The organism is Burkholderia sp. AU27893, assembly GCF_002223205.1.
Classification (GTDB): domain Bacteria; phylum Pseudomonadota; class Gammaproteobacteria; order Burkholderiales; family Burkholderiaceae; genus Burkholderia.
In genome coordinates this window covers 683,386-709,902 of the sequence record NZ_NKFD01000005.1, presented here as the reverse complement: position 1 = coordinate 709,902, position 26,517 = coordinate 683,386, and the positions used below count along the sequence as shown (strand labels likewise).

The 26,517-nt window shown below is 65.9% G+C and carries 28 protein-coding genes and 1 pseudogene; 8 read left to right on the top strand and 21 right to left on the bottom strand.

All coding sequences use genetic code 11. The features are described 5' to 3' along the window. Positions 1–56 precede the first annotated feature (56 nt). The gene (locus CFB47_RS35445; protein ID WP_089464026.1) at positions 57–1,349 is read left to right on the top strand and encodes an NRAMP family divalent metal transporter; all 1,293 of its coding nucleotides are present in this window, start codon (positions 57–59) and stop codon (positions 1,347–1,349) included. A 181-nt stretch (positions 1,350–1,530) separates the two neighbouring features. After that, positions 1,531–1,974 (top strand): hypothetical protein, encoded by a 444-nt coding sequence (locus CFB47_RS41930; protein WP_256946832.1) that lies wholly within the window; start codon positions 1,531–1,533, stop codon positions 1,972–1,974. 74 nt (positions 1,975–2,048) lie between these two features. Here CFB47_RS41930 and CFB47_RS41925 read toward each other — a convergent pair. The 4 genes and pseudogenes from CFB47_RS41925 to CFB47_RS35420 form a co-directional block, all read right to left on the bottom strand. Then, positions 2,049–2,254: pseudogene (locus tag CFB47_RS41925) on the bottom strand (MFS transporter); the annotation flags it as partial. Positions 2,255–2,346: 92 nt separating this feature from the next. Beyond that, a complete protein-coding gene (locus CFB47_RS35430; RefSeq protein ID WP_046546935.1) occupies positions 2,347–2,661 on the bottom strand; it encodes a hypothetical protein in 315 nt (104 codons plus the stop codon). Between the two features lie 180 nt (positions 2,662–2,841). After that, a complete protein-coding gene (locus CFB47_RS35425; RefSeq protein WP_089464025.1) occupies positions 2,842–3,543 on the bottom strand; it encodes a hypothetical protein in 702 nt (233 codons plus the stop codon). Beyond that, positions 3,531–4,220, bottom strand: coding sequence for a hypothetical protein (locus CFB47_RS35420; protein ID WP_089459408.1), 690 nt, complete (start codon positions 4,218–4,220; stop codon positions 3,531–3,533). The genes CFB47_RS35425 and CFB47_RS35420 overlap by 13 nt, the downstream gene beginning before the upstream one ends. A 328-nt stretch (positions 4,221–4,548) precedes the next feature. On the opposite strand from CFB47_RS35420, the gene CFB47_RS35415 reads away from it, so the two are divergent. Next, positions 4,549–5,070, top strand: a complete 522-nt coding sequence (locus CFB47_RS35415) for a fasciclin domain-containing protein (protein WP_242808803.1) — start codon at positions 4,549–4,551, stop codon at positions 5,068–5,070. Between the two features lie 163 nt (positions 5,071–5,233). On the opposite strand, the gene CFB47_RS35410 is transcribed toward CFB47_RS35415, so the two are convergent. Together CFB47_RS35410 and CFB47_RS35405 are read right to left on the bottom strand one after the other, a co-directional pair. Further along, complete coding sequence (locus tag CFB47_RS35410; RefSeq protein ID WP_089464024.1) at positions 5,234–6,754, bottom strand: deoxyribodipyrimidine photo-lyase; 1,521 nt, start codon at positions 6,752–6,754, stop codon at positions 5,234–5,236. A 74-nt stretch (positions 6,755–6,828) separates the two neighbouring features. Further along, on the bottom strand, positions 6,829–7,626 hold the full coding sequence (locus tag CFB47_RS35405; RefSeq protein ID WP_256946831.1) for a DUF2878 domain-containing protein: 798 nt from the start codon (positions 7,624–7,626) through the stop codon (positions 6,829–6,831). A gap of 174 nt (positions 7,627–7,800) precedes the next feature. Between CFB47_RS35405 and CFB47_RS35400 the strand changes: the two genes are divergently transcribed. After that, entirely contained in the window at positions 7,801–8,760 is a 960-nt protein-coding gene (locus CFB47_RS35400) for an alpha/beta hydrolase (RefSeq protein WP_089464310.1), read from the top strand. 84 nt (positions 8,761–8,844) lie between these two features. Here CFB47_RS35400 and CFB47_RS35395 read toward each other — a convergent pair whose 3' ends face one another. Next, positions 8,845–9,816 (bottom strand): MerR family transcriptional regulator, encoded by a 972-nt coding sequence (locus tag CFB47_RS35395; protein ID WP_089464022.1) that lies wholly within the window; start codon positions 9,814–9,816, stop codon positions 8,845–8,847. 213 nt (positions 9,817–10,029) lie between these two features. Between CFB47_RS35395 and CFB47_RS35390 the strand changes: the two genes are divergently transcribed. After that, positions 10,030–11,559: a cryptochrome/photolyase family protein gene (locus tag CFB47_RS35390; RefSeq protein WP_089464021.1), complete on the top strand. Its 1,530-nt coding sequence runs from the start codon at positions 10,030–10,032 to the stop codon at positions 11,557–11,559. A 25-nt stretch (positions 11,560–11,584) separates the two neighbouring features. On the opposite strand, the gene CFB47_RS35385 is transcribed toward CFB47_RS35390, so the two are convergent. Then, positions 11,585–12,598 (bottom strand): NAD(P)/FAD-dependent oxidoreductase, encoded by a 1,014-nt coding sequence (locus CFB47_RS35385; RefSeq protein ID WP_089464020.1) that lies wholly within the window; start codon positions 12,596–12,598, stop codon positions 11,585–11,587. Between the two features lie 273 nt (positions 12,599–12,871). Here CFB47_RS35385 and CFB47_RS35380 point away from each other — a divergent pair, with 273 nt between their 5' ends. Then, entirely contained in the window at positions 12,872–13,624 is a 753-nt protein-coding gene (locus tag CFB47_RS35380; protein WP_089444265.1) for an SDR family NAD(P)-dependent oxidoreductase, read from the top strand. Between the two features lies 1 nt (position 13,625). Continuing rightward, the gene (locus CFB47_RS35375) at positions 13,626–14,078 is read left to right on the top strand and encodes a DUF3429 domain-containing protein (protein WP_089464019.1); all 453 of its coding nucleotides are present in this window, start codon (positions 13,626–13,628) and stop codon (positions 14,076–14,078) included. A 221-nt stretch (positions 14,079–14,299) separates the two neighbouring features. On the opposite strand, the gene CFB47_RS35370 is transcribed toward CFB47_RS35375, so the two are convergent. The 13 genes from CFB47_RS35370 to CFB47_RS35310 all read right to left on the bottom strand — a co-directional run bounded on the left by CFB47_RS35370 (position 14,300) and on the right by CFB47_RS35310 (position 25,682). Continuing rightward, the gene (locus CFB47_RS35370; protein ID WP_089464018.1) at positions 14,300–15,004 is read right to left on the bottom strand and encodes a sigma-70 family RNA polymerase sigma factor; all 705 of its coding nucleotides are present in this window, start codon (positions 15,002–15,004) and stop codon (positions 14,300–14,302) included. A gap of 115 nt (positions 15,005–15,119) precedes the next feature. Further along, entirely contained in the window at positions 15,120–15,851 is a 732-nt protein-coding gene (gene folE / locus CFB47_RS35365; protein WP_089464017.1) for a GTP cyclohydrolase I, read from the bottom strand. 133 nt (positions 15,852–15,984) lie between these two features. After that, a complete protein-coding gene (locus tag CFB47_RS35360; protein ID WP_256946830.1) occupies positions 15,985–16,932 on the bottom strand; it encodes a hypothetical protein in 948 nt (315 codons plus the stop codon). A gap of 436 nt (positions 16,933–17,368) precedes the next feature. Further along, positions 17,369–17,527 carry a DUF2256 domain-containing protein gene (locus CFB47_RS35355; protein ID WP_373453178.1) on the bottom strand — a complete coding sequence of 53 codons (159 nt, stop codon included), beginning with the start codon at positions 17,525–17,527 and terminating at the stop codon, positions 17,369–17,371. A gap of 110 nt (positions 17,528–17,637) precedes the next feature. Continuing rightward, positions 17,638–18,165, bottom strand: a complete 528-nt coding sequence (locus CFB47_RS35350) for a chalcone isomerase family protein (protein ID WP_089464014.1) — start codon at positions 18,163–18,165, stop codon at positions 17,638–17,640. A 1-nt stretch (position 18,166) separates the two neighbouring features. Next, positions 18,167–19,384: a cyclopropane-fatty-acyl-phospholipid synthase family protein gene (locus tag CFB47_RS35345; RefSeq protein WP_089464013.1), complete on the bottom strand. Its 1,218-nt coding sequence runs from the start codon at positions 19,382–19,384 to the stop codon at positions 18,167–18,169. Further along, complete coding sequence (locus CFB47_RS35340) at positions 19,381–20,235, bottom strand: DUF1365 domain-containing protein (protein ID WP_089464012.1); 855 nt, start codon at positions 20,233–20,235, stop codon at positions 19,381–19,383. Before CFB47_RS35340 ends, CFB47_RS35345 begins: the two co-directional genes overlap by 4 nt. Further along, complete coding sequence (locus tag CFB47_RS35335) at positions 20,232–21,518, bottom strand: NAD(P)/FAD-dependent oxidoreductase (protein WP_373453172.1); 1,287 nt, start codon at positions 21,516–21,518, stop codon at positions 20,232–20,234. The genes CFB47_RS35340 and CFB47_RS35335 overlap by 4 nt, the downstream gene beginning before the upstream one ends. 110 nt (positions 21,519–21,628) lie before the next feature. Further along, a complete protein-coding gene (locus CFB47_RS35330; protein ID WP_089464010.1) occupies positions 21,629–22,255 on the bottom strand; it encodes a lipocalin family protein in 627 nt (208 codons plus the stop codon). Then, positions 22,252–23,352: a cyclopropane-fatty-acyl-phospholipid synthase family protein gene (locus tag CFB47_RS35325; protein WP_089464009.1), complete on the bottom strand. Its 1,101-nt coding sequence runs from the start codon at positions 23,350–23,352 to the stop codon at positions 22,252–22,254. The genes CFB47_RS35330 and CFB47_RS35325 overlap by 4 nt, the downstream gene beginning before the upstream one ends. Further along, on the bottom strand, positions 23,349–24,182 hold the full coding sequence (locus tag CFB47_RS35320) for a DUF1295 domain-containing protein (RefSeq protein WP_089464008.1): 834 nt from the start codon (positions 24,180–24,182) through the stop codon (positions 23,349–23,351). The genes CFB47_RS35325 and CFB47_RS35320 overlap by 4 nt, the downstream gene beginning before the upstream one ends. A 157-nt stretch (positions 24,183–24,339) precedes the next feature. After that, the gene (locus tag CFB47_RS35315; protein ID WP_089464007.1) at positions 24,340–25,074 is read right to left on the bottom strand and encodes an anti-sigma factor domain-containing protein; all 735 of its coding nucleotides are present in this window, start codon (positions 25,072–25,074) and stop codon (positions 24,340–24,342) included. Further along, positions 25,071–25,682 carry a sigma-70 family RNA polymerase sigma factor gene (locus CFB47_RS35310; RefSeq protein ID WP_089464006.1) on the bottom strand — a complete coding sequence of 204 codons (612 nt, stop codon included), beginning with the start codon at positions 25,680–25,682 and terminating at the stop codon, positions 25,071–25,073. The genes CFB47_RS35315 and CFB47_RS35310 overlap by 4 nt, the downstream gene beginning before the upstream one ends. 250 nt (positions 25,683–25,932) lie before the next feature. Between CFB47_RS35310 and CFB47_RS35305 the strand changes: the two genes are divergently transcribed. Then, the gene (locus CFB47_RS35305) at positions 25,933–26,502 is read left to right on the top strand and encodes a lipocalin family protein (RefSeq protein WP_089464005.1); all 570 of its coding nucleotides are present in this window, start codon (positions 25,933–25,935) and stop codon (positions 26,500–26,502) included. Positions 26,503–26,517: the final 15 nt, after the last annotated feature.

Sequence of the window (26,517 nt, the reverse complement as noted above, 5' to 3'; positions counted from 1 at the left end):
GCGAGCGCACGGGACGGGTACGTGAATTGCTGAGGCCGTATCAGGAGGCCGCCATCATGAACGACCCTGAACCGCTCGAATTCGAGAAAACTGTGCGTGCGCCCACCGGCCCGAACTGGGTACGTCGGCTTGGCCCCGGCTTGATTACCGGCGCGGCCGACGACGATCCGTCGGGCATTGGTACGTATTCGCAAGCCGGCGCGCAGTTCGGATTCGAATTGCTGTGGACCCTCCTCCTGACCTACCCGCTCATGACGGCCATCCAGCTGGTGAGCGCGCGGATCGGGCGAGTGACCGGCAAGGGGCTGGCGTCGAACATGCGGGCTCACTACCCGATGTGGATGCTCTATAGCGCGGTCGTGCTGCTGATGATCGCCAACGTCATCAACATCGCCGCCGACCTGTCGGCGATGGGCGCCGCGGCCGGCTTGCTGTTCCCCGGGCCGCACCAGCTCTACGTGGTCGGGCTGGGTGGCCTGTCGGTCGTGCTTCAGGTGTTCGTTCCCTATGAACGGTACGCACGCCTTCTCAAGTGGACGGCGCTGATCCTGCTCGCTTATGTGGCGGTGGCGTTGATCGTCCCGATCCGGTGGAGCGAGGTGGGCCGTGCGATCGTATGGCCGCATATCGCGCTGACGTCGGACTACCTCACGACGGTCGTCGCTGTCCTCGGTACGACCATCAGCCCGTACCTGTTCTTCTGGCAGGCCTCGCAGGAAGTCGAGGAGCTGGAGTCCGCGCCGCGCGAGGGGCCGCTTCGCCGCGTTCCCCACCAGGCCCCGGCGCAACTGCGCCGAATCAGTTTCGACACCTGGCTGGGGATGGGCGTATCGAATGTCATTGCCTTCTTCATCGTGCTCACCGCGGCGGCGACGCTGCATACGCACCACATCGAGGTCAAGACGTCGGCTGACGCCGCGCGGGCCCTTGCCCCGATCGCCGGTCACTTCGCTTATATGCTGTTCGCGCTCGGGATCGTCGGCACCGGCCTGCTGGCGCTGCCGGTGCTCGCCGGGTCGACCGCCTACGCGGCCGCCGGTACATTCCGCTGGCGCAATAGCCTCGCCCTGAAGTTGACGCTCGCGCGGGAATTCTATGCGGTCATCGCACTGGCAACCGTGGGTGGCGTTGCCATCACGTTCATGCATTTCGATCCGATCCGGGCGTTGTATTGGAGCGCGGTGATCAACGGGGTAACGGCGGTCCCCATCATGGTCGTCATGATGCTGATGGCGCGGAGCAAGCGGGTCATGGGGGAGTTCGCGGTTGCGGGACCGCTTGCGTGGGGAGGGTGGCTTGCAACACTTGCAATGGCAATTGCAGCCGCGGGGATTTTTGTGCCGGGCTGAAGTCCGGCAGGCGGCTCGGGAGTCGCCGAAAAGATCGATTGGCTCGGCGGCCTATTCCCGCCTGGCGGCCTCCGATGCGTGGCCGGTGCCGGTTGGTTTCGGTATTCGACATAGCCGATTCATTCGGCACCGGTCTTCACCTGGAGCGGCAAACGGACGAAGAGGCGCAGAGCGGTGACGCATGACCTTGGCGAGCGCCGAGGAAACTGAACTCGACGCGCTGCTGCTTGTCCATCACGAGTGGCTTGCGTCCATCGCTACCTTGAGGCGATGGAGCGGGCGGCCCGGGCACCGGCCGCTGCGGTGCAGGCGGCAAGCCATGCGATGGCGGCGGATTCGCCTCGCGCGCCGCGTCATCGCAGCGACATCTTTCTCGCGTAAATCTATGGCATTTCGCCAGTCGGCGAAGTACCGTTTTTCTCAAGGAATACCGACCATGGCGGCAAAACGCCTTCGCATCAACATGATTACTCGTCGCCAGTCGACGTTCGATGGCCGGCATCTCGACACCGAGGCGGCACGCCGCTTCGACGCGCACACGCAGGATGCGACGCCTGCTCGTCTGAAAGGCACGCCGGGCGCCGAGGCCGAATGGCTGCCGCGCGTGAAGGTCAGCGAACGATAATCCGGTGACGCCGGACGAGCCGCCGCGCGATAGCGGCGATCTCGCCGTTCGGCGGCTTTTTCAATGCCAGACCGGCTCATGGCCGGCGCGGCAAGGTTGGCGATAAACAAGCCCGCCGGCCAGCCGGACCGCGGCCATGACGCAACGAAACCGCGATGCGCATCCGTGCCGCCCGCTCCATCGTCATCGGGGCCGAGCCGCCCCATTCACTGCCCACGCCAACGCCCTGGATGAAACGCAATACGGTGGGGATAACGGCGCCCTGGATGCCGATCGCTGCGGCAAGTCGGAACACAGCGGTCAGCGGTCAGCGGCCATGCGACCGAGGTGATCGAGGTGATCGACGGTGGGCCGACCGGGACTGCTCACCCTTTATGCGTCTTTCAACCAGGGCATTTCCACGGGTGACACGACCAGTTGCCGGAATTCGCGTTTCAGATCGAAGATGAACCCGACCAGGATCATGGAGTCGGCGTAAGGGATCGGAAAGACATGCGGATTTTCCGGCGTACGCAGCGGGCGCTCGGGGCTGTCGACCGTCGCCGCGGCGTTCTCGCGAACGCTTTCCAGTTCGTCGGCCATGGCCGGGCCACTGATTTGCAGCACACGGCTACGCAGGTCACTGAAGGGCTCGATGCGCGCAGCGTCTTCGTGGTATTCGGGCACTTCGTAAACGAACCAGGACATTTTTCGTCTCCTGTGAGAAGGGGCGCTATTCTAACGCCGCGCGAGGATGCACCGAGCGTCGCGCGGCGGAATTCCTGGACTGGTTTGTGTCGTCAGCCCGAAGCGAGTGCCCCACGCGAGATCTTGATCCTTTTCTCGTTGTACCTGCGTGACATCGAGCCTCCCGTTCACGAGCCCGGTTTATCCCGCTTGCCTGACCGCGGTAGACATGTACTGTTCGCGGACGGCCAGCCCTCCGTATGGCAGGTGGGACGCGGTGACCGTTGCTACGTAATCCGAATAGGCGTAGCTCACCCGTGCAACCGCCACGGGTTTGCCTATCAGCGATTCCAGCGTCGTATCTCCCGACACGGATGTGGGTGCGCCGAGCACATCGTGCAGATTCCGCACGGCGATCTGCCAGCTTCGTCGCGTTTCATCGACGGACATGTCACGACGGTACACATTGATGGCCATCAACGTATGATCCGGCGCGAAACTGAACCATATTTCGCTCACGGGTGGGCCATTCGAGCCGAGCGATTCGGCTGGCACGCCTCGACAGCGCAGGTAGCGCAAGCCTCGGGTCAATTCGACGCACTGCGCGTTGTATCGTGACATTCTTTCCGACACTTCCGCCTCCGTACTGCGATCGAGCTGCAGGCCGAACGCAGGACGGTGGGCGGCCGCCGATACACCTTTCTCCTGCAAAATCGCTTTGTTGCGAATCGACAGCACCGTTCGGGAGTCGACGGAATCCACCGGACACTTCACGCCCAGCTCGGTGAGGAGCCGTCGCCCTTGTGTCGTGTGCAACCCGCCGATGCCGGCAACACTCACGGAGAGTGCCGCAACGACCCACGCGATCACGTGGGTCCTTTGCAACGCCGTCAGCCCGTACATGATGTTGCAACCGTCGGAGGAAGATACACGGGGCCGCCGGGTGTGGCGCTGATGATGGTATTACGCAGGTTGAAGAGGGTGGGTACCGCACTGAACTGGAATTTTGTGCCGACCGGGATGCCGGCAGAGTTTTTCTCGGTGAGCGTGTACGTTCCATTGGTCGTCGACGTCAGTGCGGCAAAGTCCGCGGCCGGGAGCTTGCTTTGCAGCGTCGCGACGAGATCCACCATGAACTGGTCGAACACGCAGCCTGGAACGCCGACGTCGTTATGGGCCGTCGTCATGTCTTGACACATCTCCGGCTGGGCGTCGATGTCGCCGGCCACCTTGACGGGGCCAGGGTAGGTGTACGGACCGCCGAGGAGCGCTTCAAACTGCAGCGTGAGACAGGCTTCAAGCCGCGCAGGGGTGTCATGGGCGGCACTGCTGTGGCTCGCATTACCGGATACCGCCGCGAAATAGGGGGCTTCGACCGGGTCCGCCAACAGGCCTGCGACGGCTGCATTGACCACGCCGGCCACCACGCCGGGGGCCGCCGAATCACCGCCGAGCGCGGTCCAGATGGCCAGATTCTCCGGATGTTGGGCTGCCACGGGCGCAATGTCGTCTCCGCCTCCGCAAGCGCTGAGCGCGAACGGCGCCGCTGCGGCAACGACGATACCGATGAAAAGCTTCATGAGTTGTCTCCTCTGGATGCCATCGCGACGCCATTTCCCGAGGTGGGACACCGAGCACCTTGGCTGGATGACATACGCAGATACGGTGGCGGAGCGAGAGCGGATGCAGGGGCGGGTGAAGACGGGCAGGATTTTCGACACCCGTGCCGTTTCCTGGATCGCGGATCTGTTTGCGATGAAGGGTTCAACCGTGCATCCGCTGCGCGGCTCGATTCGTATCTCCGATTGCTTCCAGCCAACGGCGGCAATTTTACGGAGTACGAAAATGAAATCCTTCAGCAAAGCAAAACTGGGTGGCGTGGCGCTCGCCCTTGCATTCGCAACGTGCATGTACGCGCAGGCCACCGAGGCAGGATCCATGTCGATGGAGCAGACGGTCGAGGTGGGTGGCGCTGCGATGTACCCGTCGAGGAACATCGTCGAAAACGCGATGAATTCTCATGACCACACGACGCTGGTCGCAGCGGTCAAGGCGGGTGGGCTGGTCGACACATTGTCGAGCAAGGGGCCCTTCACGGTATTTGCACCGACCAACGAAGCATTCGCCGCGTTGCCGGCCGGCACGGTGCAGACATTATTGAAGCCGGAGAACAAGGCTGTGCTCGTCAAGGTGTTGACGTATCACGTCGTACCCGGACGACTCACGGCATTCGACCTTGCCAGGGCGGTCGAGCAAGGTGGCGGCAAGGCGACGCTGAAGACGGTCGAAGGCGATTCCCTGGTCGTCAGCCATGGCGCGAACGGGCTGGCCGTGACCGATGACAAGGGCAATGTCGCGCACGTCACGATCGGCGATGTCATTCAGTCCAATGGCGTGATTCACGTGGTCGACTCCGTGCTGATGCCCTGATACTTCAGCTTGTACCGGGAAGAAGGCGTGATGTGCGGAGGCAGGCCGGGCGCTTGCACATCACGTCGCCCCCCGGCTTGTCGTCGGGGCGCCCCCGTCACACGGTCGAGCCCGAACGTTTCAATCGGCCATTCGTGATTCGATTCCGGCTGGCAATCGAGCGTCACTTCATTTGGCTCTGTGTATTCAGGATCTCTACCGCACCGAGGGCGCGCGCACGTGCATCCTGGTGATCCACGATCGGAAAGGGATAATTTGCGCCGAGCGCGATGGATGCTTGTTGCAGCGCTTCAGTGGAAGCGACCCATGGGCTGTGGACCGCTTCGGCGGGGAGTGCAGATAGTTCGGGCACCCATCGCCGCGTGTATTCGCCTTTCGGGTCGAACTTCTTCCCCTGCAAAACAGGATTGAAGATTCGAAAATACGGGGCTGCGTCGGCGCCGCTTCCTGACACCCATTGCCACCCGGCAGGATTGCTTGCCTCGTCCGCGTCAACCAGCGTATCCCAGAACCATGCTTCGCCCTCGCGCCAATCGATCAGCAAGTGCTTGGTGAGAAATGACGCTGTCACCATGCGCACGCGGTTGTGCATCCAGCCCGTGCGCCAAAGCTCGCGCATGCCGGCGTCGACCAGCGGGTATCCTGTTTTCCCCGTTTGCCACGCGCGAAGCGCGTTGGCGTCGGTGCGCCACGGCATGGCGTCGAACTGACGCCGAAAATTGAACTGATGAAGGGGTTTGCAGTGATAGAGAAGGTAATACGAGAATTCTCTCCATCCGAGTTCACTGAAGAACTTGTTCAACGACTCATTTCTGGCATCGTCGATGCGCACAACTCGCCTGCTTCGCAGGGTGTCTACCGCTGATAACGTCGCGTACCACACCTGCCGGGGCGAGATATTTCCGAAGCGAAGATACGGAGAAAGCCGGCTCGTCGCCTGAGCGGCCGGAAAATCTCGAGCGCCGGCATAGTCGGAAAACGAGTTTTCAATGAAGGCCTCGAGTTGACGCCCGGCCGCTTCCTCGCCGCATCGCCAGGTCGCACGCAGACCCTCCGCCCAGTCCGGCGTCGAGGGCTGCAGCGCAAGTTCGGGGAGCGTGCAGACGTGTGCGCTGACGTTTCTGGAGACGGGAAAGAACGTGACCCGGGCGGGCGCCGGCAGCGGGCACGGCGGAAAAAAATTATCGCGGCGGGCGGCTCTCCAGTACGCGGTGAATACCTGGAACGGCAAGCCTTCGCGCGTGACGACTGTCCAGGGTTCCCGCAAAAGATGGCCATTGAATGTCGACACGTCGATACCGCGCCCGATCAAGTCTTGCTTGATCGATGCATCCATTTCCGTTTGCGCTTTCGCGTAGCGGCGATTCCAGAGAACCATTACCGCCTGGGTCTCGACGGCGAGGCTTCTGATGGCTTCGTGTTCGTTACCGCGAAGCACGAGCAGCGAGCCGCCGAGAGCGGCAAGCGAGTCATCGAGTGTTCTCAGGGACTCGTGCAGCCACCACTGTTGCGCGCCCCCCATGGGACGCCCGTGCTTCGGGGCCGGGTCGTAGACGTAGACGCAAACAACAGGATGGCCGGTACTGACCGCATGAGAGAGTGCGGGATTGTCGCCGAGTCGTTGACCATCCCGAAACCAAACGATGACGGGGCGGGATTCATACGGCAATTCGGAGCGGGTCATGTGCGTAGCCTGAGAAGGTGCGTGGGCAATTTGAACGGGATCGGCGATAAAGCCGGCTTGCGGGGCTCCCGGCTCTATCCGGCGCGGGCGTCGTTCATGTCGTCTGCGCCGATTGGCGCAGGAGAATGGTTCGTTACGCCATCCCAATGGCTTGCAATCGCCAGCGCGGCCGGCAAGATGAACGCCCAGCCGGTTGCGATGACGACGAGCGCTGCAGCCGGATCCTTGAAATGAACGGCGCCCAGCGCCGCACCGGCGCGAAAGGACGCCGAGCCCGCGATTGCGCCGACGAGCGCCGAGATGAGCGGTCGCGCTCGAAGCCAGTGCAGCACGGTATTGAGTTGAATCGCGAACAGCGCCCACAGCCCCGCGAGCCAGTACGGCGCTGTCCCTTCGAGAAAAACGCCGTTCGGGTACACGAGCAGGCCGGAATGGGCAACGGCGCTGTCCCATAACCACCCGAACACCGTGACCGTAATCACGATCCGCGCTTCGGCTGTGGGTCGACGCGCGAAGAGAAGATGGCCGACTGTCGCGATCAGCGCATACGTGACGCCCCACGCGGCGTGATGCGCTGCGGCCGTCATCACGCAGACCAGCCATCCTGTTTGGGTCGTCGCGAGATAGACGGACAGGCGAGCGGCATGAGAATTCTGCGTTTTGGACGTCAGTTGATTGGGACTGCTTCTCATGATCGTTCGCGCGTGATCGGCAACGGGATGCTCGCCATGCCGCCCGGTCGACGTTGCATCTTGGGGAAAGCGGCAGGTAGAACGTTCATGGCAGACGGCTCTCACTATCGTCGACGAGCGGATCCACCACCGCACGATTGCTACGTAGGGAGCGATAGTCGGCGTTCCGCGTTGATTCATTTATCCATTCCACATACGGCTCTCCATTGCGGACGGATGCACTTGCGCAGGGAGGATCGGGCTGTCGTTAAGGGGGCGGATGCCGTGCGATGCATGCATCCGTTTGCGCGTAGGCCCCGTAAACGACATACAAGGCGGCGGATGCGGCCGGAATCGCCGGAGATGGGGATCCTCATGAACATGAAAGCCGGACTTGTCGTCCTGTCGGTGCTGCTCGCGGCCGGTCTCCTCGCCGCGTGTAGCCCGGTGCGGCTCCTGAATGCGCTGACGCCGAGCTACACGTTCAGCCTGTTCGCCGGTATTCCGTACGGAGCCGGCGAACGCCACGTGCTCGACGTCTACTTGCCCACGCGCGTCTTGCGTCACTGGCCGGCCGATGCGAGCGCGGGCGCGCCGGTGGTCGTGTTCTTTTACGGCGGAAGCTGGCAGTCCGGCGAACGCAACGACTATCTGTTCGTGGGCGAGGCGCTCGCGTCGCGGGGCTTTGTTGCCGTCTTACCCGACTACAGGACGTATCCGGCGACCACCTTTCCCGGTTTCATCGACGATGCGGCGCAGGCGGTGGCGTGGGCACGCGAGCACGCGGTTGCGTTCGGCGGCGATCCACGTCGCCTGTTTCTGATGGGGCATTCTGCCGGCGCACAGATTGCCGCGTTGCTGGCGACCGACGGCCGCTATCTGGCGGCACGGGAGGTGCGCAAGAGCGATATCGCCGGCGTGATCGGCCTGGCCGGGGCTTATGATTTCCTGCCGCTGCGTGACGCGACGCTTGAAAGGATCTTTCCGGAGGAAGCGCGCGCCGCGAGCCAGCCCATTCGATTCATCGAGGGTACGGAGCCGCCGATGTGGCTGGCCGTCGCGGAGAACGACACGGTGGTCGAGCCCGGCAACACGACCCGCTTCGCGCGCGCGCTGCAAGACAGGGGCGATACCGTCGTGGTCATGCGTTACGGGAACGTGAGCCATGCGTCGATCGTCGGTGTGCTGGGCGCGCCGTTGCGACGCGTGGCGCCCGTGCTCGACGATCTCTCCGCGTTCGTGGATCGCGTCGCGAATGCGTCGAATGCCGGCACCACGAGCACGCCGCCGGCAGCGCCTGCCGCAGTGGCTCGCTCCTCGGTTTCGGCTCGGTGATCGAGGCAAGCCCCACATTGCACGCGAAAGCGCATCGCCGCCTGTCGTCGTGGCAGGCCGGAACGGCCGGCGACGCTTGCCGCGCTACAGCGCCTTCAGTTCCGGCGTCGTTCCGCCCAATCCTTCTTCGCGAAGAATGACGGCCAGCGCCGTCTCGAGCAATTCGGCTGCCCGATTCGCGGCGTCGCCAAGGTGGCGATGCAGCAGCGCATCGGCCGGCGATCGCGACACGCATTCGTCGCTGTATCGCTCGAACGCGCCGAGCTGCATGATCAATTCGGAGAGATGCCGCGGACACTCGCATTTGACGGTGGTGGACAGGCCGCTGAGCGACGCGAGCGTCGCATCGTCGAAGCGTCGCCGCGTGCGCAGCCAGAGCCCGCGATCCGCGTCATTCGCTTGGCGCGACTTCACGACGGCTTGTGCCAGTTTCGACATGATGGCGATCGGGTTGGTCTGGCCTTCCGTCGACCGGAACAGCTCGAACCCCGACAGACGCGCCAGCTCGACCGCCTCTGCCGTGCCGAACCCGTATACGACGGCCACGGCGTGCGCGTTGAGCTGTTGCGCCAGGGCAGCGAGTTGCGAAACGACATCCTCGTGGAGCGACGTGGTCATCGCGATGAGGGCGTCGACTGGCGTATCCGCGTGCGCGCTCGCGCCGTCGAGCGAGTCGATTCGCGCGGCGATCCGGATTCCCATGCGCTCGATCGCGGATTCCGGAATCGACAGCGCGCCGACGACCGCGAGGCTCACGCTTGCCTCGTGAAACGCCGCGTCACGCGTATTCGTCAACGACAGCGCTTCGAGTTCCTCGTGGCTCAGGCTGGCGATCGAGCCGATCGCGTGGCCCTGATTGACGAGCGTTTTCAGCAAACGAATTCGCTGGACGTCGTCGTCCGAGTACATCCGTTGGCCGGACGGCGTTTTGGGCGGAGCAACCACCCCATAGCGCCGTTCCCAGATTCTCAGCGTGGCTGCCGGCATGCGAGCCAGGCGCGCGGCCTCGCCGCTGCGATAGCGATGGGGCGTATCGCGATCCTTGCGAGGGGGCATCGTTGCTCTCCTGAAGTTGACGTACCGTTGTCTCAGGATTGTACGCAGTTTGCGTGAAATACGAAGCAGGAAAGTGATTCAACTTGCGGATTTTCGTCCGAAAAGGTGGTTCGTGAAGCGCGAGCCGGCTAGAATGCTTCGCAGCGGTGCCGCGAAGTGGCGATGCAGGTGTCTCGACAACCCAGGCGGCGATCATCAATCGCGAAGCGTCCCATGAAGACTTTAAGGCTTGTCCTCGGCGATCAGCTGGACCCGAATCATCATTGGTTTTCCGATGTCCGGGCCGAAACGATCTACGTGCTGATGGAAGTTCGGCAGGAAACCGACTACACGCTCCATCACGCTCAGAAGCTGATTGCCATCTTTGCGGCGATGCGCCGCTTCGCGACGCTGTTGCGCGATGCGGGCCATCGCGTGCACTACATCGAGATCGACGACCCGCTCAATCGTCAGGCCATTCCCGCCAACCTGGACAGTGTCGCCGAGCTTCACGGCGCCGCGTGCATCGAGTATCTGCTGCCGGACGAATGGCGGGTCGACCGGCAGCTGAGCGCCTATGCGGCAGCGGCGAGCGTGCCGGTTCGCGCGGTCGATACCGATCATTTCCATACGACGCGCGACGAGGTCGCGCAAGTGCTCGGAGCCGGCCGATCATGGATCATGGATCGCTTCTACCGGAGCATGCGCGTGCGGCATCGTGTCTTGCTCGACGGGGAAGGGCGGCCGGCAGGCGGGCAGTGGAACTACGATGCCGAGAACCGCCAGGCGTGGTCCGGCTCGCCCGCGGAACCGGCCGACTGGCGTCCGCATCACGATCATCGCGCGCTGTGGCAACAGATCGTTGCGGCGGGCGTGCGCAGCTTCGGGGAGCCGTCGGCCGGCGACTTCCGCTGGCCCGTCGATCGAGCCGAAGCGCTCGCCTGCCTCGACGCCTTCATCCTGCACGCGCTGCCGTTCTTCGGGCAGTTCCAGGACGCGATGCACGGGAGCGCGCGGCGCCTGTTCCACTCGATGCTGTCGTTCGCGCTCAATGTGAAAATGCTGAATCCGCGCGAGGTCGTCGCGCGGGCCGAGCACGCGTATCGCAGCGGTGCGGCACCGCTTGCCGCGGTCGAAGGGTTCATCCGGCAGATACTGGGCTGGCGCGAGTTCGTGCGAGGCGTGTACTGGGCACGCATGCCGGGCTATGAAAACAGCAATGCGTTCGGTTATCGCCGCCCGTTGCCGCATTGGTTCTGGGATGGCCGCACGCGCATGGCCTGCATGTCGCATGCGCTGCGGCAGTCGCTCGAAGACGCGCATGCGCACCATATCCAGCGGCTGATGGTGATCGGCAACTTTGCGCTGCTGGCCGGGCTGGATCCGCACGAGGTGCATGAATGGTATCTCGGTGTCTATATCGATGCGTTCGAATGGGTCGAGATGCCGAACACGCTCGGCATGAGTCAATACGCCGACGGCGGGGCAATGGCGACCAAGCCCTACGTTTCCAGCGCCGCGTACATCCATCGGATGAGCAATTACTGCAAGGGTTGCGCGTACGACCGCAATGCCCGAACCGGCGCGCGCGCATGCCCGTTCAACGCGCTGTATTGGGACTTTTTCGACCGGCACCGCGGCGCGCTGCAGCACAACCACCGGCTTGGGATGGTCTATCGGCAGCTCGCGCGCTTTGATGACGAGGCGCTCGAAGCGATTCGCATGCAGGCGGACAGCGTGGTGCGGAATATCGACTCGCTGTAGGCCGTTCCGCGTCGGCCGCCGCCGTTCAGTGCGTGATCAGGGTGTCGGCCACCGCGCCGCCGAGGCCGGTGCCGCTGAGCCACGCGCCTTCGATCTTGCCGCCGCCCAGCCAGTCGCCGCACAGTCCGATGCGCGGGCCTGCCCGCCACGCAAAGCGGCCGGGCGTCGCGACAGACGACGGCGCCGGCTCGGCATAGCGCCAGCGATGGGCGGTTGCCGTGTCGGCGGTGGCGCCCACGATGTCTCGAAAGGCATCCAGCAGCGTGCGCGTTATCTGCTCGGGCGGCGCCTCGAGATGAGCCTGGCTCCAGTCGGGCGTCGCGTGCAGCACCCACGTGCTCGCGCCGGTGCGCCCGGGCTTGGACGTGTCGTGGGCGATCCAGCCAAGCGGGCCGGAATTGACGAATGCGGCGTCGAATCCCGGGTCCGGCAAATGACCGCACTGCGCGATCACGGCCCAGGCCGGGCGCATCCCGGTACGCTGGGCAATCACCGCGAGACCCGGCTCGGCGCGCCGCAGGAGCGGGACGGCCTGCGGCGCCGGCACCGCGACGATGACGACGTCGTGATGCGCGTCCAGCGCGCCATGCTCGGCCGAGATCAGTCGCCAGCCATGTTCGTCTCGCATCAACGCCGTGATCGTCGTCTCGGGCACCGTTTCGATTCCGGCCGACAGGTGCCGAGCCGGTGCAGTCATGCCCGGCATGCCGACATATCGCTGAGCTGGCGCGAGCAGTGCCCGTGGCCAGGCCGAACCGATCGATGCGACGCGCGCGGCCCACGGGGCGGCTGCGCCGCCGGCGACCCATCGCGATATTTCGGCGACGAAGGCCGGATGTTGCGCGGTGAAATACTGCGCGCCGTGATCGGCTTGCCAGCCGTCCGCGCGGCGCGTACTCATTCGCCCGCCGACGCCACGGCTTTTCTCGTACACCGTCACTCGGTGGCCCGCATCGGTGAGGACGCGCGCGCAGGCCACCCCGGCGATTCCCGCGCCGACGATCGCGATGCGGGCACGTGAATCGGAAAATGAGGTCATCTGATTCGTCTTAAAGAATGCAGAATATTGCGCAAATTCTTCGTGCTTATATCGGATTCTACGTCATGTTCGGCATCTGAAGACTATATTTGAGCCAGGCGACACGTATATCGTGACTCATTTTATAAATGTGAGTCGAAATATCGCTTCATTCTGATGAGGGATGGCATAGAATAGAACTCGTAAACGAATGGCACGGCGCGGCCCGCGCCGCGCATCTGGCGGCGGTCGTCAAGCGCCGTGCGCGCGGGGCGCTTGCAAACAGGAGTCACCATGGCTTTTGTCTGGATCTGCGGGGCAACGGGGGCCGTTGGCAGCGCACTTGCGCGGCGGCTGGACGCCAAGGGCGTTTCAATGGTGCTCACCGCCCGACACGCCGACAGTCTCAGCGCCCTTGCCGACACGATGTCGCGCGAGCGCGTGGTCGTTGCGCCCGCCGACGCGACTGACGCGGTGGCGCTCGATCGGGCGCTCGAGGCAGGCATCGAGCGATTCGGCGTGCCGGACGGGCTCGCGCATTGCGTCGGCTCGATCGTCGTCAAGCCGATGCATTCGACTTCGGATTCCGAACTGTACGACGCGTTCGCGGCGAATTACTTCTCGGCATGGAACGCATTGCGCGCGTTCGTACGCGTGTTGCTCGCCGCTCAGGCCGGGGGCAGTGCGGTGCTGTTCGGCAGTGTCGCGTCGAGAACCGGGTTCCCGAACCATGAAGCCATCGCCAGCGCGAAAGCCGCGGTTGGCGCGCTCGCGCTGGTGGCGGCCGCCACCTACGCGGCGCGCGGGATTCGCGTCAACTGCATTCATCCCGGCCTGATCGTCTCGGCGATGTCCGCGCGTCTGACGAGTGCGCCGCAGGTCGCGAAGCGCTTCGCGGACGCCAATCCGCTCGGACGACTCGGCGTCGGCGACGATCCCGCCGCGCTTGCGGCGTTCCTGTTGAGCGCCGATGCGTCATGGGTGACCGGCCAGCAATTCGGCGTCGATGGCGGCCAGGGCGCGCTGATCGTTCCGCCGAGGTCATGACATGCGTGCGGCGCTGCATCGTTACCGCGTTCCCGCAGCGTTGGCACTGGCCGGGCTGGCGCCGTTCGTCGCGCTGTCGTGGCTGAGTGTCCACGCGTCGGCTGCCAATGACGATTACGTGCACGCGCTGCTGAACTACGCCGCGTGTATCGCGTCGTTCGTCGGGGCCGTGCATTGGGGTGTCGCGCTGCGCGCATCCGAATCGCCGCCCCGCCAGCGAATTCTCTACGGGTGGAGCGTGATTCCCGCATTGATGGCGTGGGCCGTGCTCATGATGCCGGGCGTCGGCGCGCGGCTCACGGGAATGGCGATCGTGCTCGTCGCCTGCGCGGCCGTCGACGGCGTCCTGTGGAGCAAGGATTTCATTCCGGCCTGGTATTTCGCGTTGCGGTGCCTGTTGACGACTGTGGCAGGTCTTTCGCTGCTGGCCGCCACGCCTTCGATGAACGGGTGAGCCGGATCCTGCCGTCACGACGTTCCGGGCAGCTCGCCGACCCGAGTGCCGGAAAATCGGATTGGGCGACATCGCGATGAAATATCGCGGGCCTGCGGTCGCGATGCTGCCGCTTCTCCATCGAGCCGGCGGCGCGCTGCCGCCGCCGCAGCACATACCGATTCAACGGCCGCGCGGACCGACCCGCGCAGCGCGATCGAGCCGTGAAGCGATTCGCGTGCTCATTGCTCGAGATACACCTTGAGTCGCATCAGGCTGCGGCGAATCCAGCTCTTCATCGTGCCGAGCGGCACCTGCATGCGTTCGGCCAGCTCCGCGTACGACGCGCCGCCATGAAACGCTTCCCGCAGCACATACGCCTGCCGCTCGCCCAGATGCGCGAGCCCGCGCTCCAGACGCAGGCGCTCCTGGCTCGCCTGCGCACCGAGATCGGGCGTCGGGCTTTCGTCGGGGATCGACAGCGCCAGTTCGTCGTCGATCGGAAGCTCACGGTGCTGCCGCATCCGGTCGATGGTCCGATTGCGTGCGAGCGTCATCAGCCAGGTCATCGCCGTGCCGCGTCCGGCGTCGAATGAATCGGCGCGACGCCACGCCGTCGTGAACACGTCCTGAAGCAGGTCTTCCGCTTCGTGGCGGTCGCGGATCATGCGGACGATCGCGCCGTACAGCCGCGCCGCCGTCAATCGATGCAGCTGCGCGAACGCGTGCTCGTCGCCGGCGGCGACGCGCGCCAGCAACTGGTTGAGCTCCGCGTGCGCGTCGGGTGCTTCGTCGGGCTGAACGACCGCATCGGCGGTGAGTTCGGTTCTGCCGCCGGGGCGCGACCGCGCGCGGGACGCGCCCCGGCGCGGCTGCCTGCCTGAATGCGGCGTCGTCGATCGACCCTGGCCGGAAGACGGGCGGAGTGAGTCGTGCGAACAGTTCATCGGGAACTCCGTATGGCGTTGCGCTTCCTGCTGTTACGCGCACGCGCTGACGAGCGGCGCGGCGCATGGCCGGGCACGGTGCCGGCCCATGCGTCGCGAATGCCTGTCGCGCGCTTTACGCATGCTTTCCGGACAACAACGCGAGAAACTCCCGGCGAAGCGATGCGTCCGCGAGAAATTTCCCGCGCATCACGCTGTTGGTCATTTTTGCCTGGTCGTCCTTGGTGCCGCGCCAATGCATGCAGAAGTGCTCGGCCTCGAGTACGACGGCAAGCCCATCGGGCGAGATGCGCGATTCGAGGAGGTCGGCGATCTGCTTGACCGCTTCTTCCTGGATCTGCGGGCGCGTCATGACCCAGTTCACCAGCCTTCCGTACTTCGACAGGCCGATCAGGTTCGACGCGGCGCTCGGCAGCACGCCGATCCAGATGCGGCCCATGATCGGGCAAAGATGATGCGAGCAGGCACTGCGCACGCGCAGCGGCCCGACGATCAGCAGCTCGTCCAGCCGCTCGACGTTCGGGAATTCGGTGACGGCCGGCGCCACGTCGTAGCGACCCGCGAACACTTCGCGGATGAACATCTTCGCGACGCGCCGCGCGGTTTCCCGCGTGTTGTGGTCGTTGTCGACATCGATCACGAGCGAGCGCAGCACGGCTTCCATTCCCTGCGCCACTTCGTTCTGCAGCGCATCCAGTTCTCCGTCGCGCAGGTGCGCGGCGATGTTGTCGTTTGCATGGAAGCGCGCGCCCGCGTTCTCGAGCCGACGACGGATGATGTGCGACAGAGGAATGCCCTCGTCGATCGCAGTCAAGGTGTGCTCGGGAGCGTCGATCAGATTGCCCATTTCGGTTCGTTTCTCGAGGTTAGGGGGATGCGATGGATCGCGACTGAGGCGATGCGATGGTTTGCCTGTATTCGTTGCGTAAAAATCGGGCGAACGCCGCCGCTATTTCGGCGACGCGTCGACCGGGTGACGCTCACCGGCGCGCGCGCGGGCGTGCATGGCGGTCCGGCAACGTCACCGGAGATCCGGCCCGGATCCCGCACGGCGGACCCACTGGCGTTGCGGGGGCCCAGCCGCCGACGTCCCGGCGGAACCGCGCCATGGGGTCGTTCGCCGTCGGCGTGGCTGCGAGCATGACGGCGGCGGACTGTTGCAACGTGGTCAGGACGAATGTGTGGTCGATGCGCCCGCCCACCGAGCGAAACAGGTGGAACCCTGCCAGGCGGATCAACGCGAGGGCCTGCACGCTGCCGTACTCATAGATGATCGCGGCCGCGCGGACACGGCGCGCCTGGGCCAGCGACACGAATTGAATCGCCAGATTCATCTGCAACGACGAAACCTCGGCGATCAGCGCGTCGACGGCCTGGCCGGGCTGTCGTAGTGCCCGAGACACCGATTCGACGCGCTCGCTGACGTGCAGGCCGGCTTGCTCGATCGTTTCGTCGGAGGCGGTCAGGCCGCCGGTGACGAGCAGCGTCGGACATGCGCGAGCCGCGGCGGGGTTCGATTGCCGTTCAGGCAGTGCGCCGTTCGGGCTGGCGCCTGCGCACCGGTCGGTCAGCTGTGGCGAGCGGCGCCGGCAGCGTTGGCCGCGCTGCAGCGCAGCGACCCGCAAGCGCGCTGCAATCGGCCGGTCCGGCGCCGCACCGGCGTGGTGTGACGGGCTGCGTGCCGGGGCGACGGACACGCGCGCCATCCATGAAGCCGGACACGCCGGAAACCGGCGCGGCTTGATGTCGTGATTGCGTGTTGGCACGGGGCCTCCCTCGGTCGATTCATGCGTCACAGCTGGATTGTATGCAAATTTTCCGGAAAGTGAAGCGGAAAAGTGATTCAAGAAATAATCTGTACCGGAAATTTGTGCGTCAAGTACCGCTTCAACATCGGGAAATTGCGTTATCAGCACGTGATCGCTCATTTTTATAAGCGTATTGCGTGTCTTTGGCGCATTCGAAACGCCTTTCGGGGTCAATGGGATGCTGACCAAGATGGGTCAATATGGGCCAGGAAGTACGCCGGAAGGCATGCGATTTCGATGCATGAATCGATCTTGTCTCACATTTGTGAGTCGATGCTGCGGGATCCGGTCTGCGGCCGCTCGCGCCAACCAACATGGCCGGGCGTTCACGCAGGCGTCGGGCAACTGGACAGGGCGGAGTGAGCCGTCTGAGGGCAACCGGGCATGCAGCAAGCCAGACGGCCGCGAGGAAGGGGGGCGCTCTCGCGAGCGCGCCTGCGCGCACCGGTGCCGATCGATCCCGGTTGCCCGAAACAGGGGCGAGCATTCCGTCTCGGCTCAAGCGAAGCGCTATCCAGGCCCGCGCGCCGCTCGCGACCGGCTCACCAATGCGAAGTCAACGACGCGCAGCGTTTGTCTTCATGCGGGCACGCGGCCGCCGGTTCCGACGGCAACGCTCCGAGCAATATCGCACTTCGTCCCAAGCGGCTTTCCATTTCTTTCTCCAGCTGAAAGGCAAGCCGCAGGTCTCGCAGATCTTCTCAGGCAAGTGCATCTTGTCGACCATGGCGAATCACGTATCGAGACGGATCTCTGACGAACTGCCCGTCCGAGCGGCGTTGCCGCGTCGACACACCGGGCCCGTCGCCATCACTCACCGTCGACTCAGCGCGCCTCGTCGCCCAGCAACTGACGGCGCAACGACTTTGCCCGCGTGCGCGGGTCGAGCCAGATCGAGAAGAATGCGCGTGCGAACGCCGGGTCGGTCACGTCGGCCGTGAGGCGGCCGTTGGTGTAGAAACGTGCGCCGCGCTCGGGCACATACACGCCGCACAGCACGTCGCCGCGCGATACGTCGGTAAACGCCCGTTCGATATCGCGGCGCCATGCATCGAGCGTCGCGGCCGGCAATGGCGCGGGTGCGAGGCGCTCGATCTCGTCCATGCCCGTCGAGACGAGCCGCTCGCCTTTCACGTCATGACGGTAGGCCAGCGACAACGCAAACGGCGTGTCGAACGCGCCCGGCGGCCGGGGCGCCCATAGCTCGGCGTCGTACAGACAGATGCCAAGGATGCAGAACCGGCCGGATCCGATCAGGCGGGCCGATGCGATGTCGTCGACGCAGCTCGCGCCGGCGAACAACGGCGCAACCAGCGCCGCGGCCGCGGCGAGCATCGCAAGCCGGCGCCTCATGTCAGCCGCCCGACGACACGATGAAATGCATCACGTCGGTCCGCCGCTCGGCAAATCCCGCTTCGCAATAGGCGAGATAGAGGCGCCAGGTGCGAATGAACGTCTCGTCGAACCGTTGCGCGCGCACCGAGTCGATGCGCGCCTCGAACGCGGCGCGCCAGGTGCGCAGCGTGCGCGCGTAGTCGTCACCGAACGCGAACACCGGTTCGGCGGCCAGGCCGGCCCGCCGCGCGGCATCGACGAAACGCTCCGGGCTCGGCAGCATCCCGCCGGGAAAGATGAACTCGCGAATGAAGTCGCTGGACGTGCGGTACGCGTCGAACAGCGACTCGATGATCGTGATCGACTGAATCAGCGCGCGTGCACCGGGCTTCAGGCGCTGCCGGAGCGTGTCGAAGTACACCGGCCAGAACGTTTCGCCCACGGCCTCGAACATCTCGATCGACACGATCGCGTCGTATTGGCCGTCGACGTCGCGATAGTCGCGCAATTCGAGCGTGACGCGATCGGACAGCCCGTCGCGCGCCATGCGCTCGCGGGCCAGCGCGTATTGCGCCTGCGAGACGGTGACGCCATGCACGCGGATGCCTTGCCGTGCGGCGTGCGCGGCGAACCCGCCCCAGCCGCAGCCGATCTCGAGCACGTGCATGCCGGCGCGCAGGCCGAGCGAATCGACGATGCGCTGATACTTGGCCGTTTGCGCGTCGGCGAGCGAACGCTGCGCGTCGCCGTCGAAGCAGGCGCTCGAATACGTCCACGTGTCGTCGAGCCACAATCCGTAAAAGTCGTTGCCGAGATCGTAGTGCGCGTGGATGTTGCGGCGGCTGCCGGCCCGCGTATTCATCCTCAGCCGGTGACGCAGCGCGTACCAGAGGCGTGCCAGTCGGCCGCCGGTCACGGTCTTCGCGATCACCGGCTGGTTGCGGATCGCGAGGCGCAGCAGCGCGACGAGCTCGGGCGTGTCGATCCAGCCGGCGCGATACGCTTCCGCGAATCCGATGTCGCCCGCGCGCAGGATCGCACGGCATGCCCGCCAGTCGCGCACCTGCAGCGTCGCGGCCGGCTGGCGGTGCGGATCGCCGAACACATGCTGCGCGCCTTCGGGCGTCACGAGCGTCAGGTGACCGTCGTGGATTTGCCGGAGCAGCGCGATGAACATCCGGGCCGAGAGCGGCATCGCCGGTTGCGAGGCGGAAGACAGCAGGCGCAGCAAGGTCATGGTCGAGCCTCGTGATCGGACATCGCCGAGCGGCCGCGTGGCGACGCGCCCGGCGAACGGGACAATGGCAAATCGGCAGCGGCGGAACGGCCGGGGGGCGTCTTGCCGTGGAACGGCACGCGCGCGAGCCACAGCCGCAGCGCTTGCCAATGAATGCGAATGACGACGTTGATCGCGTTCAGCGGCTGTCGGGCCAGCGCGCGCCATGCGCGTGCCGCCGTCAGCGGCGCGGACCGCATGCCGATTGCCGTGCGCAGCAGCAGACCGTCGTCGTCGCGATAGTCGATCGCCACGCTCAGATGGTCGCCGCACTGACGCACGCGAAACGCGTAATCGCCGACGATGTCGCAAAACGGCGAGACATGAAACGTCTTGCGGCAGACCAGCACGGTGTCGGCGTCGATCGGCGCGTGACCCATCGCACTCAGCAGGTAGCCGTGGTGCGCACCGAACGTATTGCGCACATCGGCGTACAGCGCGCGCAGCCGGCCCGCGCGGTCGTAGCAGTACCAGAAGCTCACCGGATTGAATGCGTAGCCGAAGGTGCGCGGGATCGTCTGCAGCCAGATCGGGCCGTCGGCGGGAATGCCGGCGTGCGCGAGGACCTCGCGCATCCACGGGCCGAGCGCACGGCCGTCGCGCGGGCCGTAGTCGCGGGAAGCGAGCCCGAGCGGGGCCCAGCGATCGATGCCGAACCAGCCCGCGTCGATCTCGTCCAGCCGCTCGACGTCGCAGCAGACCTGGAACATCGGATACGCGAACGCATGGCGCACCGGCCGCAGCCGTTCATGCATCACGGTGCCGACGAGCAGCCGGGCGGCCGTGCCGTCGCGGGCAAAGGGCGCGTTCATGGGCGCGCCCAGGACGGCGCGACGCCGAAGCTGCGGGCGACGCGCAACGCCGATTTCAGTCCATCCTCATGGAACCCGTAGCCTGTCCACGCTCCCGCAAACCACGTATTGCGCCGCCCCTGCAGCATCGGCAGGCGATGCTGCGCATCCACGGCCGCGAGGTCGAGCAGCGGGTGCGCGTAATCGTAGCGGCCGAGCAGGGTGTCGGGCGCGGGCTCGTCGACCGGATTCAGCGTGACGACGACCGGCGAGCGGAACGGCAGCGGCTGCAACTGGTTGAGTAGGTAGCTCACGCACACGGGCGATTCGCCGCCCGTGCGCCTCGGCCGGCCGCCCAGGTAGTTCCACGCCGACCACACGCGCCGCCGGCGCGGCAGCAACGCCGTATCGGTATGAAGCACCGCGACGTTGTGCTGGTAGCGCACGGCGCCGAGCACGTCGCGCTCGGCCTTGCTGGCATCCGCGAGCAGCCGCAGGCTGGTCGGTGCATGGCACGCGAGCACCACCGCGTCGAAACGCTCGTGACCGGCTGTATCGGTCGCCACCGTCACGCCCGCGTCGTCGCGCCGTATCGCGCGCACCGGCGTATTCACGCGCACGTCGTCGAGCGTCGCGGCGATGCGCTCGACGTACTGCCGCGCGCCGCCCGCGACGGTGCGCCAGGTCGGCCGGTTGTTGACCTGCAACAACGCGTGATTCAGGCAGAAGCGCAGGAACGTCGCCGCCGGAAACCGCAGGATGTCGTTGGCTGCGCTCGACCAGATCGCGGCCGCCATCGGCAGCAGGTAGTGATGCTGGAACGATGCGCCGTAGCCGCCGGCCGTGAGCAGTTCCCCGACCGAAAGGCGCTGCCGGTTCGCCGATTCGAGGTGATCGTGCGCGGACGCGTTGAAGCGCAGGATGTCGCGCAACATCCCGAGAAAGGTCGGCGAGAACAGGTTGCGGCGTTGCGCGAACACCGTGTTCAGGTTGCTGCCGGCCCATTCGAGCCGGCCGCCGTCGACCGAAACCGAAAACGACATGTCGGTCGAATGGGCGGCCACGCCCAGTTCGTCGAACAGCGCGATCAGGTTCGGATAGGTCCGGTCGTTGAACACCAGGAAGCCCGTGTCGACGGGGTGGCGCGCGCCGTCGAGGTCGACGTCGACCGTGTGCGTGTGACCGCCGAGATAGTCGGCGGCCTCGAACAGCGTCACGCGGTGACGGCGGGCCAGCAAGTACGCGCTGGCCAGGCCCGCGATGCCGGCGCCGACGACGGCGATCCGCCGGCCGGGCCGCGACATTGAAAGTTCCGGGTGCATCGCGAAGGGTCTCCGTCAGTCACAAGTGCAGGTTCTGGCATCACATGTGCTCATATACGACGCACCGCGCGCGGCGGATGCAGGCGCGGTGGTCATTCGCGATCGCCGGGCGACGCGAAGCCCGGCTTGCCGAGCTGGTCCGGGGTTTGCGGCACCCGCCTGAAGCGCGACGTGTCGTAACCCATCGCATCGAGCCGGGCGAGCAGCGCGCGATAGGTGGCGTCGTCCATCGTCGGCTCGCGCGAGAAGATCCAGCCGAGCGTCTTGCCCGGGTAGCCGAGGATCGTGTACCGGTAGTCGGGGTCGACGTAGAGCGTCAGTTGCGTGACATACACCGGCCAGAACAGCCGCACGCGCCATTCGCCGCCGCCGCTGCCGGGCTTCACGGCGTCGACGAACCGATAGCGCTTCTCGGGCTGGTCGAAGCCGCCCTTGCGGCCGACGAATGCGTCGTCGATCCGGCCGTCATCGCGCAGGCGCCACTCGGCCCGGCTGCCGACGTAGTCGCGTTCCGCGAAATACGGGATGTTCGCGATCACGTACCAGCGGCCCATGTAGCGCGGCAAGTCGACGGGTACGGTCGACAACGGAACGGCGGCGCGCGGATTCGGGTTCGGCGGGCCGCCCGAGCACCCGGCGGCCCCCATCGCGAGCGCCGTCACGACCGTGGCGGCGACGGCGACGCGGCGGAGAACCCGATGCGCGATCGCGGCCCTCATGCGAGCCCCCGGCGCTTGTCGAACAGATAGTGGGCGACGCCCCATTCCTGCCCGTCGGCATAGCCGAACAGCTCGGCGACCGCCATGTAGAACATCCGCCAGCGCTGGAACCAGAGGCGGGCGTCGGCGCCGTAGACCGTCTCGAAAATCGGCATGATCCGGTCGCGCGCCGCATCGAGCGACGCGAGCCACTGATTGGCCGTGCGGGCGTAGTGCGTCCCGTCGAGCCACCATTGGCGGGCGATGCGCACGTCGTCCTGGAACCGCAGCAGCAGGTCGGCCGACGGCATCGTCCCGCCCGTGAAGAAATGGCGCGACATCCAGTCGGTGTCGTCGCGCACCGCGAAGTGATAGGCGAGCAGCTTGTGCGCGAAGATGTGCACGAAGAGCTTGCCGTCGTCGTGCATCCAGCGCGCGATTTTGGCGAGCAGTTGCCCGTAGTTCTTCATGTGCTCGAACATCTCGATCGAGAGCACGCGGTCGAAACCGGCGTCCGCGGGATCGAAGTCGAACTCCACCACGTTGCCGGTCACGATGCGCAGATTCGTCAGCCCGCGCTGCGCCGCGCATCGCTCGATGAAGTGGCGTTGACCGTGCGAATTCGACAGGCCGACGATCCGCGCCGCCGGATACCGCTCGGCGAGCCAGAGCGACAGCGAACCCCAGCCGCATCCGAGGTCGAGAATGCGCTGGCCGTCCGCCAGCCTCGCGCGCTGCGCGTACAACGCCAGCATGGCCTCCTCTGCCTGCGAAAGCGTTTCGTCGCCACGCGGGTAATAGCCGCACGAATATTTGAGCCGCGGGCCGAGATGGGCCTCGAAGAAGCTGCCGGGCACTTCGTAATGCTGCGTGTTCGCCGCGAGCGTCTCGATTGCGATCGGGCTCGCGCTTAGCTCGCGCACCAGCGTGTCGTGGGCCGCCGCGCGCTGTTCGCCGTCATCCGCGTGTTCGGCGCGCAGGCGTTGCCGCATGAGCGAGCGCATGCCGGCCCGGATCAGCCGGTCCGGCAGCCAGCCGCGCTCGCAGCAGCGGATCAGCCAGGTGTCGTGGGGTGCCGCCGCCGAGGCCGGCGACGGTTGCGAGGTGGTAGCGGTCATGATCGCGTGCTCCGGTCTTCAGGGTGATCGGATCGAGTGGGGGAAGGGCCGGGCGCCGGCCTCGGAGGCCACGGAACGATGGCGCTGGTCGTGCGCATGTACTCGCGGTAGCCCGGCCGGCTTTGCACCAGACGCGCTTCGAGCAGCGGCAAGCCGGAGACCTTGAGCAGCAGCCATGCCATCAGGACGGGCGGGAACAGCGTCAGCCAGCCCCACGGCATGCCGATCGACAGGGCCGTGTAGGCGAGCCAGTGCACGCACTCGAAAAAATAGTTGGGGTGCCGCGAATAGCGCCACCAGCCGGCCCGACAGACCTGGCCGCCGTGGTCGGGATCCGCGAGGAACCGCTTGAGTTGCCGGTCGGAGGCCGTCTCTCCGGCGACGGCGGCGATCCAGATCGCGACTGCCGCGGCAATCGCGAACCGGGACGGGGCTGCCGCGCTGTAGGCGGGGATGAAGAACGCGATCGACAGCAGCATCGAGATCAGCGCCTGCAACTGGAACAGCCAGAACATGTTGCGCGGCGCGGCGTCGCCCCACTGCAGGCGGAACTGTCGATAGCGCGGGTCCTCCGGCTGCCCGCGATTGCGCCGCCACAGGTGCCGCGCGAGTCGCAGCCCCCAGATGCCGCCACCCGCGGCGACGAGCGCACGATTCAGTTCCGGGCCGGTCGCCAGCGCGGCGACGAACACGGCGACGCCGCCGAGCGTCGCGGCCCAGACCGGATCGATCATCCCGGCGTTCCGGGAATGCAATTGGGCAATCCATACCGCCGTGAAGGACAGGATCAGTCCGACGAAGGCGAGGACGGCAACGACGACGGCGGGCATACGGGCTCCGGGGGCGCGATATCCCCTTATACGGAGCCGGCGACCGAACGGATGCAGACGGATGCGACGAGATGCGGCGTGATCCCGTCGAGCGAGACGGCAGCGGGCGGCCCGCCGCCGCGCTTGACGTTTACGGGTCGAGCGCGCGTTGCGCGCGTCAAGTGGTGTGCATCGCGCCGGTAGCGAGCACCGGCCCGGTGGGTTGGCCGCTCGGCGAGCCGCCGTGGGGCTCGAGCGAGACGGCGAGCACTGCGCGTGCATCGAGTTGCGCGACGATCGCCGGCGGCAGCGTCATCGACGCCGGTGCGTTCGATGCGAATACGCCGAGCGAGATTGGTTTCGCATTCGGCGGAATCAGCCAGAGCTCCGTCGAGCGGTCCGCGGCGACGGCTGGCGTGTTCGCGGGCACCACGACCATCCGGGCACGCCGCAAGTCGACCGTGGCGGTCCACCGTGCGACGCCATCCGTTTGTGCCAGCGTGGCTGCCATGTAGTGGCTGTCCTCGGCAGCGGGGCGCGGCGGCGCTTCGCCCACCCGGAGCACGTTGACCGCGAGCAGCCCGAGCGCCGCCACGCTCGCGCCCATGCCGACCCAGCGCCACAGTCGCAGGCTGTCCCACCATCCGGCGGATGGCGCCGCGCTGCGTGGGCGCGGCGGCGGGATGAAGCCCAGTTGGTGCTGGATCCTCGTCCAGGTTCGCGCGGGCGGGTCGACGGGCGTGATGTCGTCCGCGAGCGGGGCGAGGCGGCGCTGCCAGCGCTCGAGCGTGGCTTGCAACGCCGGGTCGCGAGCGGCGGACTGCTCCAGCTCGCGGCGCGCGTCTGCGTCGAGCACGCCGAGGGCGTATTCGGCGCAGCGCAATTCGGGATCGTGATCGGCCGGCGTATTCATTGCTCCAGACACACCTTCAGCTGCATCAGGCTGCGCCGGATCCAGCTCTTCATGGTTCCGAGCGGCACACGCAGTCGCGCTGCCAGCTCACTGTAGGTCGCGCCGCTGAAGAAGGCCTCGCGCACCGCGCGGCCCTGCTGCGGATCGAGTTGCGCGAGGCAGCGCTCGAGGCGCAGGCGCTCCTGCGAGGCCTCCGCCAGCGCGGCGGGCGTCGGATCTTCGGCGGGCAGCGCCAGCGCCTGTTCGTCGTCGAGTTGCGCGTCGCGATGCTGCCGCAAGCGGTCGATCGTCTTGTTGCGTGCCAGCGTGATCAACCACGTCATCGCGCCGCCGCGCGTCGGGTCGAACGTATCGATGCGCCGCCATGCGGTGGTGTAGACCTCCTGGAGCAGATCCTCGGCTTCGCCGTGATCGTGAAGCATGCGCACGATTGTCCCGAATACCCGCGATGCGCTCAGCTGATACAGCTCCGCGAAAGCCGCCTGGTCGCCGGTTGCTGCCTGAAGCATCACCCGGTTCAGATGTTCTCGGCGCGCGAGATCCGCATCGGGGTCGCGCGAAGGGGCTGACTGATCGAAGCCGCTGGCACCGCTTGGCGTGTCGCTCATGCGAAGTGGATGGCGCGGACCGCCATGCTGTGAATGTCGAGCGAAATATAGCACTCTCGGATGCATGTGATCGAACGATCGGCGGCGCGCCCGCTGCACGTTGTGCAGCGCGGCGCCCGCTGTGATCTCCTCAACCAGATACGAGCGACGCGTCCGCGCGGATGCAGGCAGCCGCAACGTGCGGCGAATGCGGCCGACTACCGTCGGTTGAGTGCACAATGACCGGGTTTCGTGTCTGGAGCGTGATTCAATGAAGCGAAGTATCGTGGGCCGACCGCTGTGGGCGGCAGGCGTGATCGTGGCGGGCGCCGCCCTGGTGCTGGCGGGATGTGCAGGCCTTGCCGGCGGGCCCAGCGGGAATGCACACGTTCCGCAACCCGCGAAATCCGTCGATCTCGATCGCTACGTCGGCAGATGGTACGAGTTCGCGCGGTATGAAAACCGCTTCGAGCGCGGATGCGACGGCGTGACGGCCGAGTATGCGAAGCGGGACGACGGTCTCGTCGGCGTGCGCAATACCTGCCGCGAAGGCGGGCCGGACGGCCGCGCGCGAAGCGCCGACGGGCGCGCGAAGATCGTGGCCGACAGCGGCGGCGCGAAGCTGAAGGTGTCGTTCTTCGGGCCGTTCTTCTTCGGCGATTACTGGGTGCTCGATCGCGCCGACGACTACGCATGGTCGATCGTCGGTGAACCGTCGGGGCGGTTCCTGTGGATCCTGACGCGCGACGCGAAGCCTTCCGCTGAACAGGCCGCGGCGCTCGTCGAACGGGTGCGGGCGCTCGGTTACGACACGACGATGTTGCGGCGCACTGCGCATTAGGGCGACCGCACGCAG

Excerpts from the sequence above, each read along its gene's own strand:
- CFB47_RS35375 (WP_089464019.1), top strand. The coding sequence starts at position 13,626 with ATGCGTGCGGCGCTGCATCGTTACCGCGTTCCCGCAGCGTTGGCACTG.
- CFB47_RS35400 (WP_089464310.1), top strand. The coding sequence starts at position 7,801 with ATGAACATGAAAGCCGGACTTGTCGTCCTGTCGGTGCTGCTCGCGGCC.
- CFB47_RS35430 (WP_046546935.1), bottom strand. The coding sequence starts at position 2,661 with ATGTCCTGGTTCGTTTACGAAGTGCCCGAATACCACGAAGACGCTGCG.
- CFB47_RS35370 (WP_089464018.1), bottom strand. The coding sequence starts at position 15,004 with ATGAACTGTTCGCACGACTCACTCCGCCCGTCTTCCGGCCAGGGTCGA.
- CFB47_RS35395 (WP_089464022.1), bottom strand. The coding sequence starts at position 9,816 with ATGCCCCCTCGCAAGGATCGCGATACGCCCCATCGCTATCGCAGCGGC.
- CFB47_RS35310 (WP_089464006.1), bottom strand. The coding sequence starts at position 25,682 with ATGAGCGACACGCCAAGCGGTGCCAGCGGCTTCGATCAGTCAGCCCCT.
- CFB47_RS35315 (WP_089464007.1), bottom strand. The coding sequence starts at position 25,074 with ATGAATACGCCGGCCGATCACGATCCCGAATTGCGCTGCGCCGAATAC.
- CFB47_RS35305 (WP_089464005.1), top strand. The coding sequence starts at position 25,933 with ATGAAGCGAAGTATCGTGGGCCGACCGCTGTGGGCGGCAGGCGTGATC.
- CFB47_RS35345 (WP_089464013.1), bottom strand. The coding sequence starts at position 19,384 with ATGACCTTGCTGCGCCTGCTGTCTTCCGCCTCGCAACCGGCGATGCCG.
- CFB47_RS35445 (WP_089464026.1), top strand. The coding sequence starts at position 57 with ATGAACGACCCTGAACCGCTCGAATTCGAGAAAACTGTGCGTGCGCCC.
- CFB47_RS35420 (WP_089459408.1), bottom strand. The coding sequence starts at position 4,220 with ATGAAGCTTTTCATCGGTATCGTCGTTGCCGCAGCGGCGCCGTTCGCG.
- CFB47_RS35340 (WP_089464012.1), bottom strand. The coding sequence starts at position 20,235 with ATGAACGCGCCCTTTGCCCGCGACGGCACGGCCGCCCGGCTGCTCGTC.
- CFB47_RS35355 (WP_373453178.1), bottom strand. The coding sequence starts at position 17,527 with ATGCACTTGCCTGAGAAGATCTGCGAGACCTGCGGCTTGCCTTTCAGC.
- CFB47_RS35415 (WP_242808803.1), top strand. The coding sequence starts at position 4,549 with ATGTACGCGCAGGCCACCGAGGCAGGATCCATGTCGATGGAGCAGACG.
- CFB47_RS35385 (WP_089464020.1), bottom strand. The coding sequence starts at position 12,598 with ATGACCTCATTTTCCGATTCACGTGCCCGCATCGCGATCGTCGGCGCG.
- CFB47_RS35390 (WP_089464021.1), top strand. The coding sequence starts at position 10,030 with ATGAAGACTTTAAGGCTTGTCCTCGGCGATCAGCTGGACCCGAATCAT.
- CFB47_RS35335 (WP_373453172.1), bottom strand. The coding sequence starts at position 21,518 with ATGTCGCGGCCCGGCCGGCGGATCGCCGTCGTCGGCGCCGGCATCGCG.
- CFB47_RS35330 (WP_089464010.1), bottom strand. The coding sequence starts at position 22,255 with ATGAGGGCCGCGATCGCGCATCGGGTTCTCCGCCGCGTCGCCGTCGCC.
- CFB47_RS35325 (WP_089464009.1), bottom strand. The coding sequence starts at position 23,352 with ATGACCGCTACCACCTCGCAACCGTCGCCGGCCTCGGCGGCGGCACCC.
- CFB47_RS35320 (WP_089464008.1), bottom strand. The coding sequence starts at position 24,182 with ATGCCCGCCGTCGTCGTTGCCGTCCTCGCCTTCGTCGGACTGATCCTG.
- CFB47_RS35410 (WP_089464024.1), bottom strand. The coding sequence starts at position 6,754 with ATGACCCGCTCCGAATTGCCGTATGAATCCCGCCCCGTCATCGTTTGG.
- CFB47_RS35350 (WP_089464014.1), bottom strand. The coding sequence starts at position 18,165 with ATGAGGCGCCGGCTTGCGATGCTCGCCGCGGCCGCGGCGCTGGTTGCG.
- CFB47_RS35380 (WP_089444265.1), top strand. The coding sequence starts at position 12,872 with ATGGCTTTTGTCTGGATCTGCGGGGCAACGGGGGCCGTTGGCAGCGCA.
- CFB47_RS35360 (WP_256946830.1), bottom strand. The coding sequence starts at position 16,932 with ATGAGCGATCACGTGCTGATAACGCAATTTCCCGATGTTGAAGCGGTA.
- CFB47_RS35425 (WP_089464025.1), bottom strand. The coding sequence starts at position 3,543 with ATGTACGGGCTGACGGCGTTGCAAAGGACCCACGTGATCGCGTGGGTC.
- folE (WP_089464017.1), bottom strand. The coding sequence starts at position 15,851 with ATGGGCAATCTGATCGACGCTCCCGAGCACACCTTGACTGCGATCGAC.
- CFB47_RS41930 (WP_256946832.1), top strand. The coding sequence starts at position 1,531 with ATGACCTTGGCGAGCGCCGAGGAAACTGAACTCGACGCGCTGCTGCTT.
- CFB47_RS35405 (WP_256946831.1), bottom strand. The coding sequence starts at position 7,626 with ATGAATCAACGCGGAACGCCGACTATCGCTCCCTACGTAGCAATCGTG.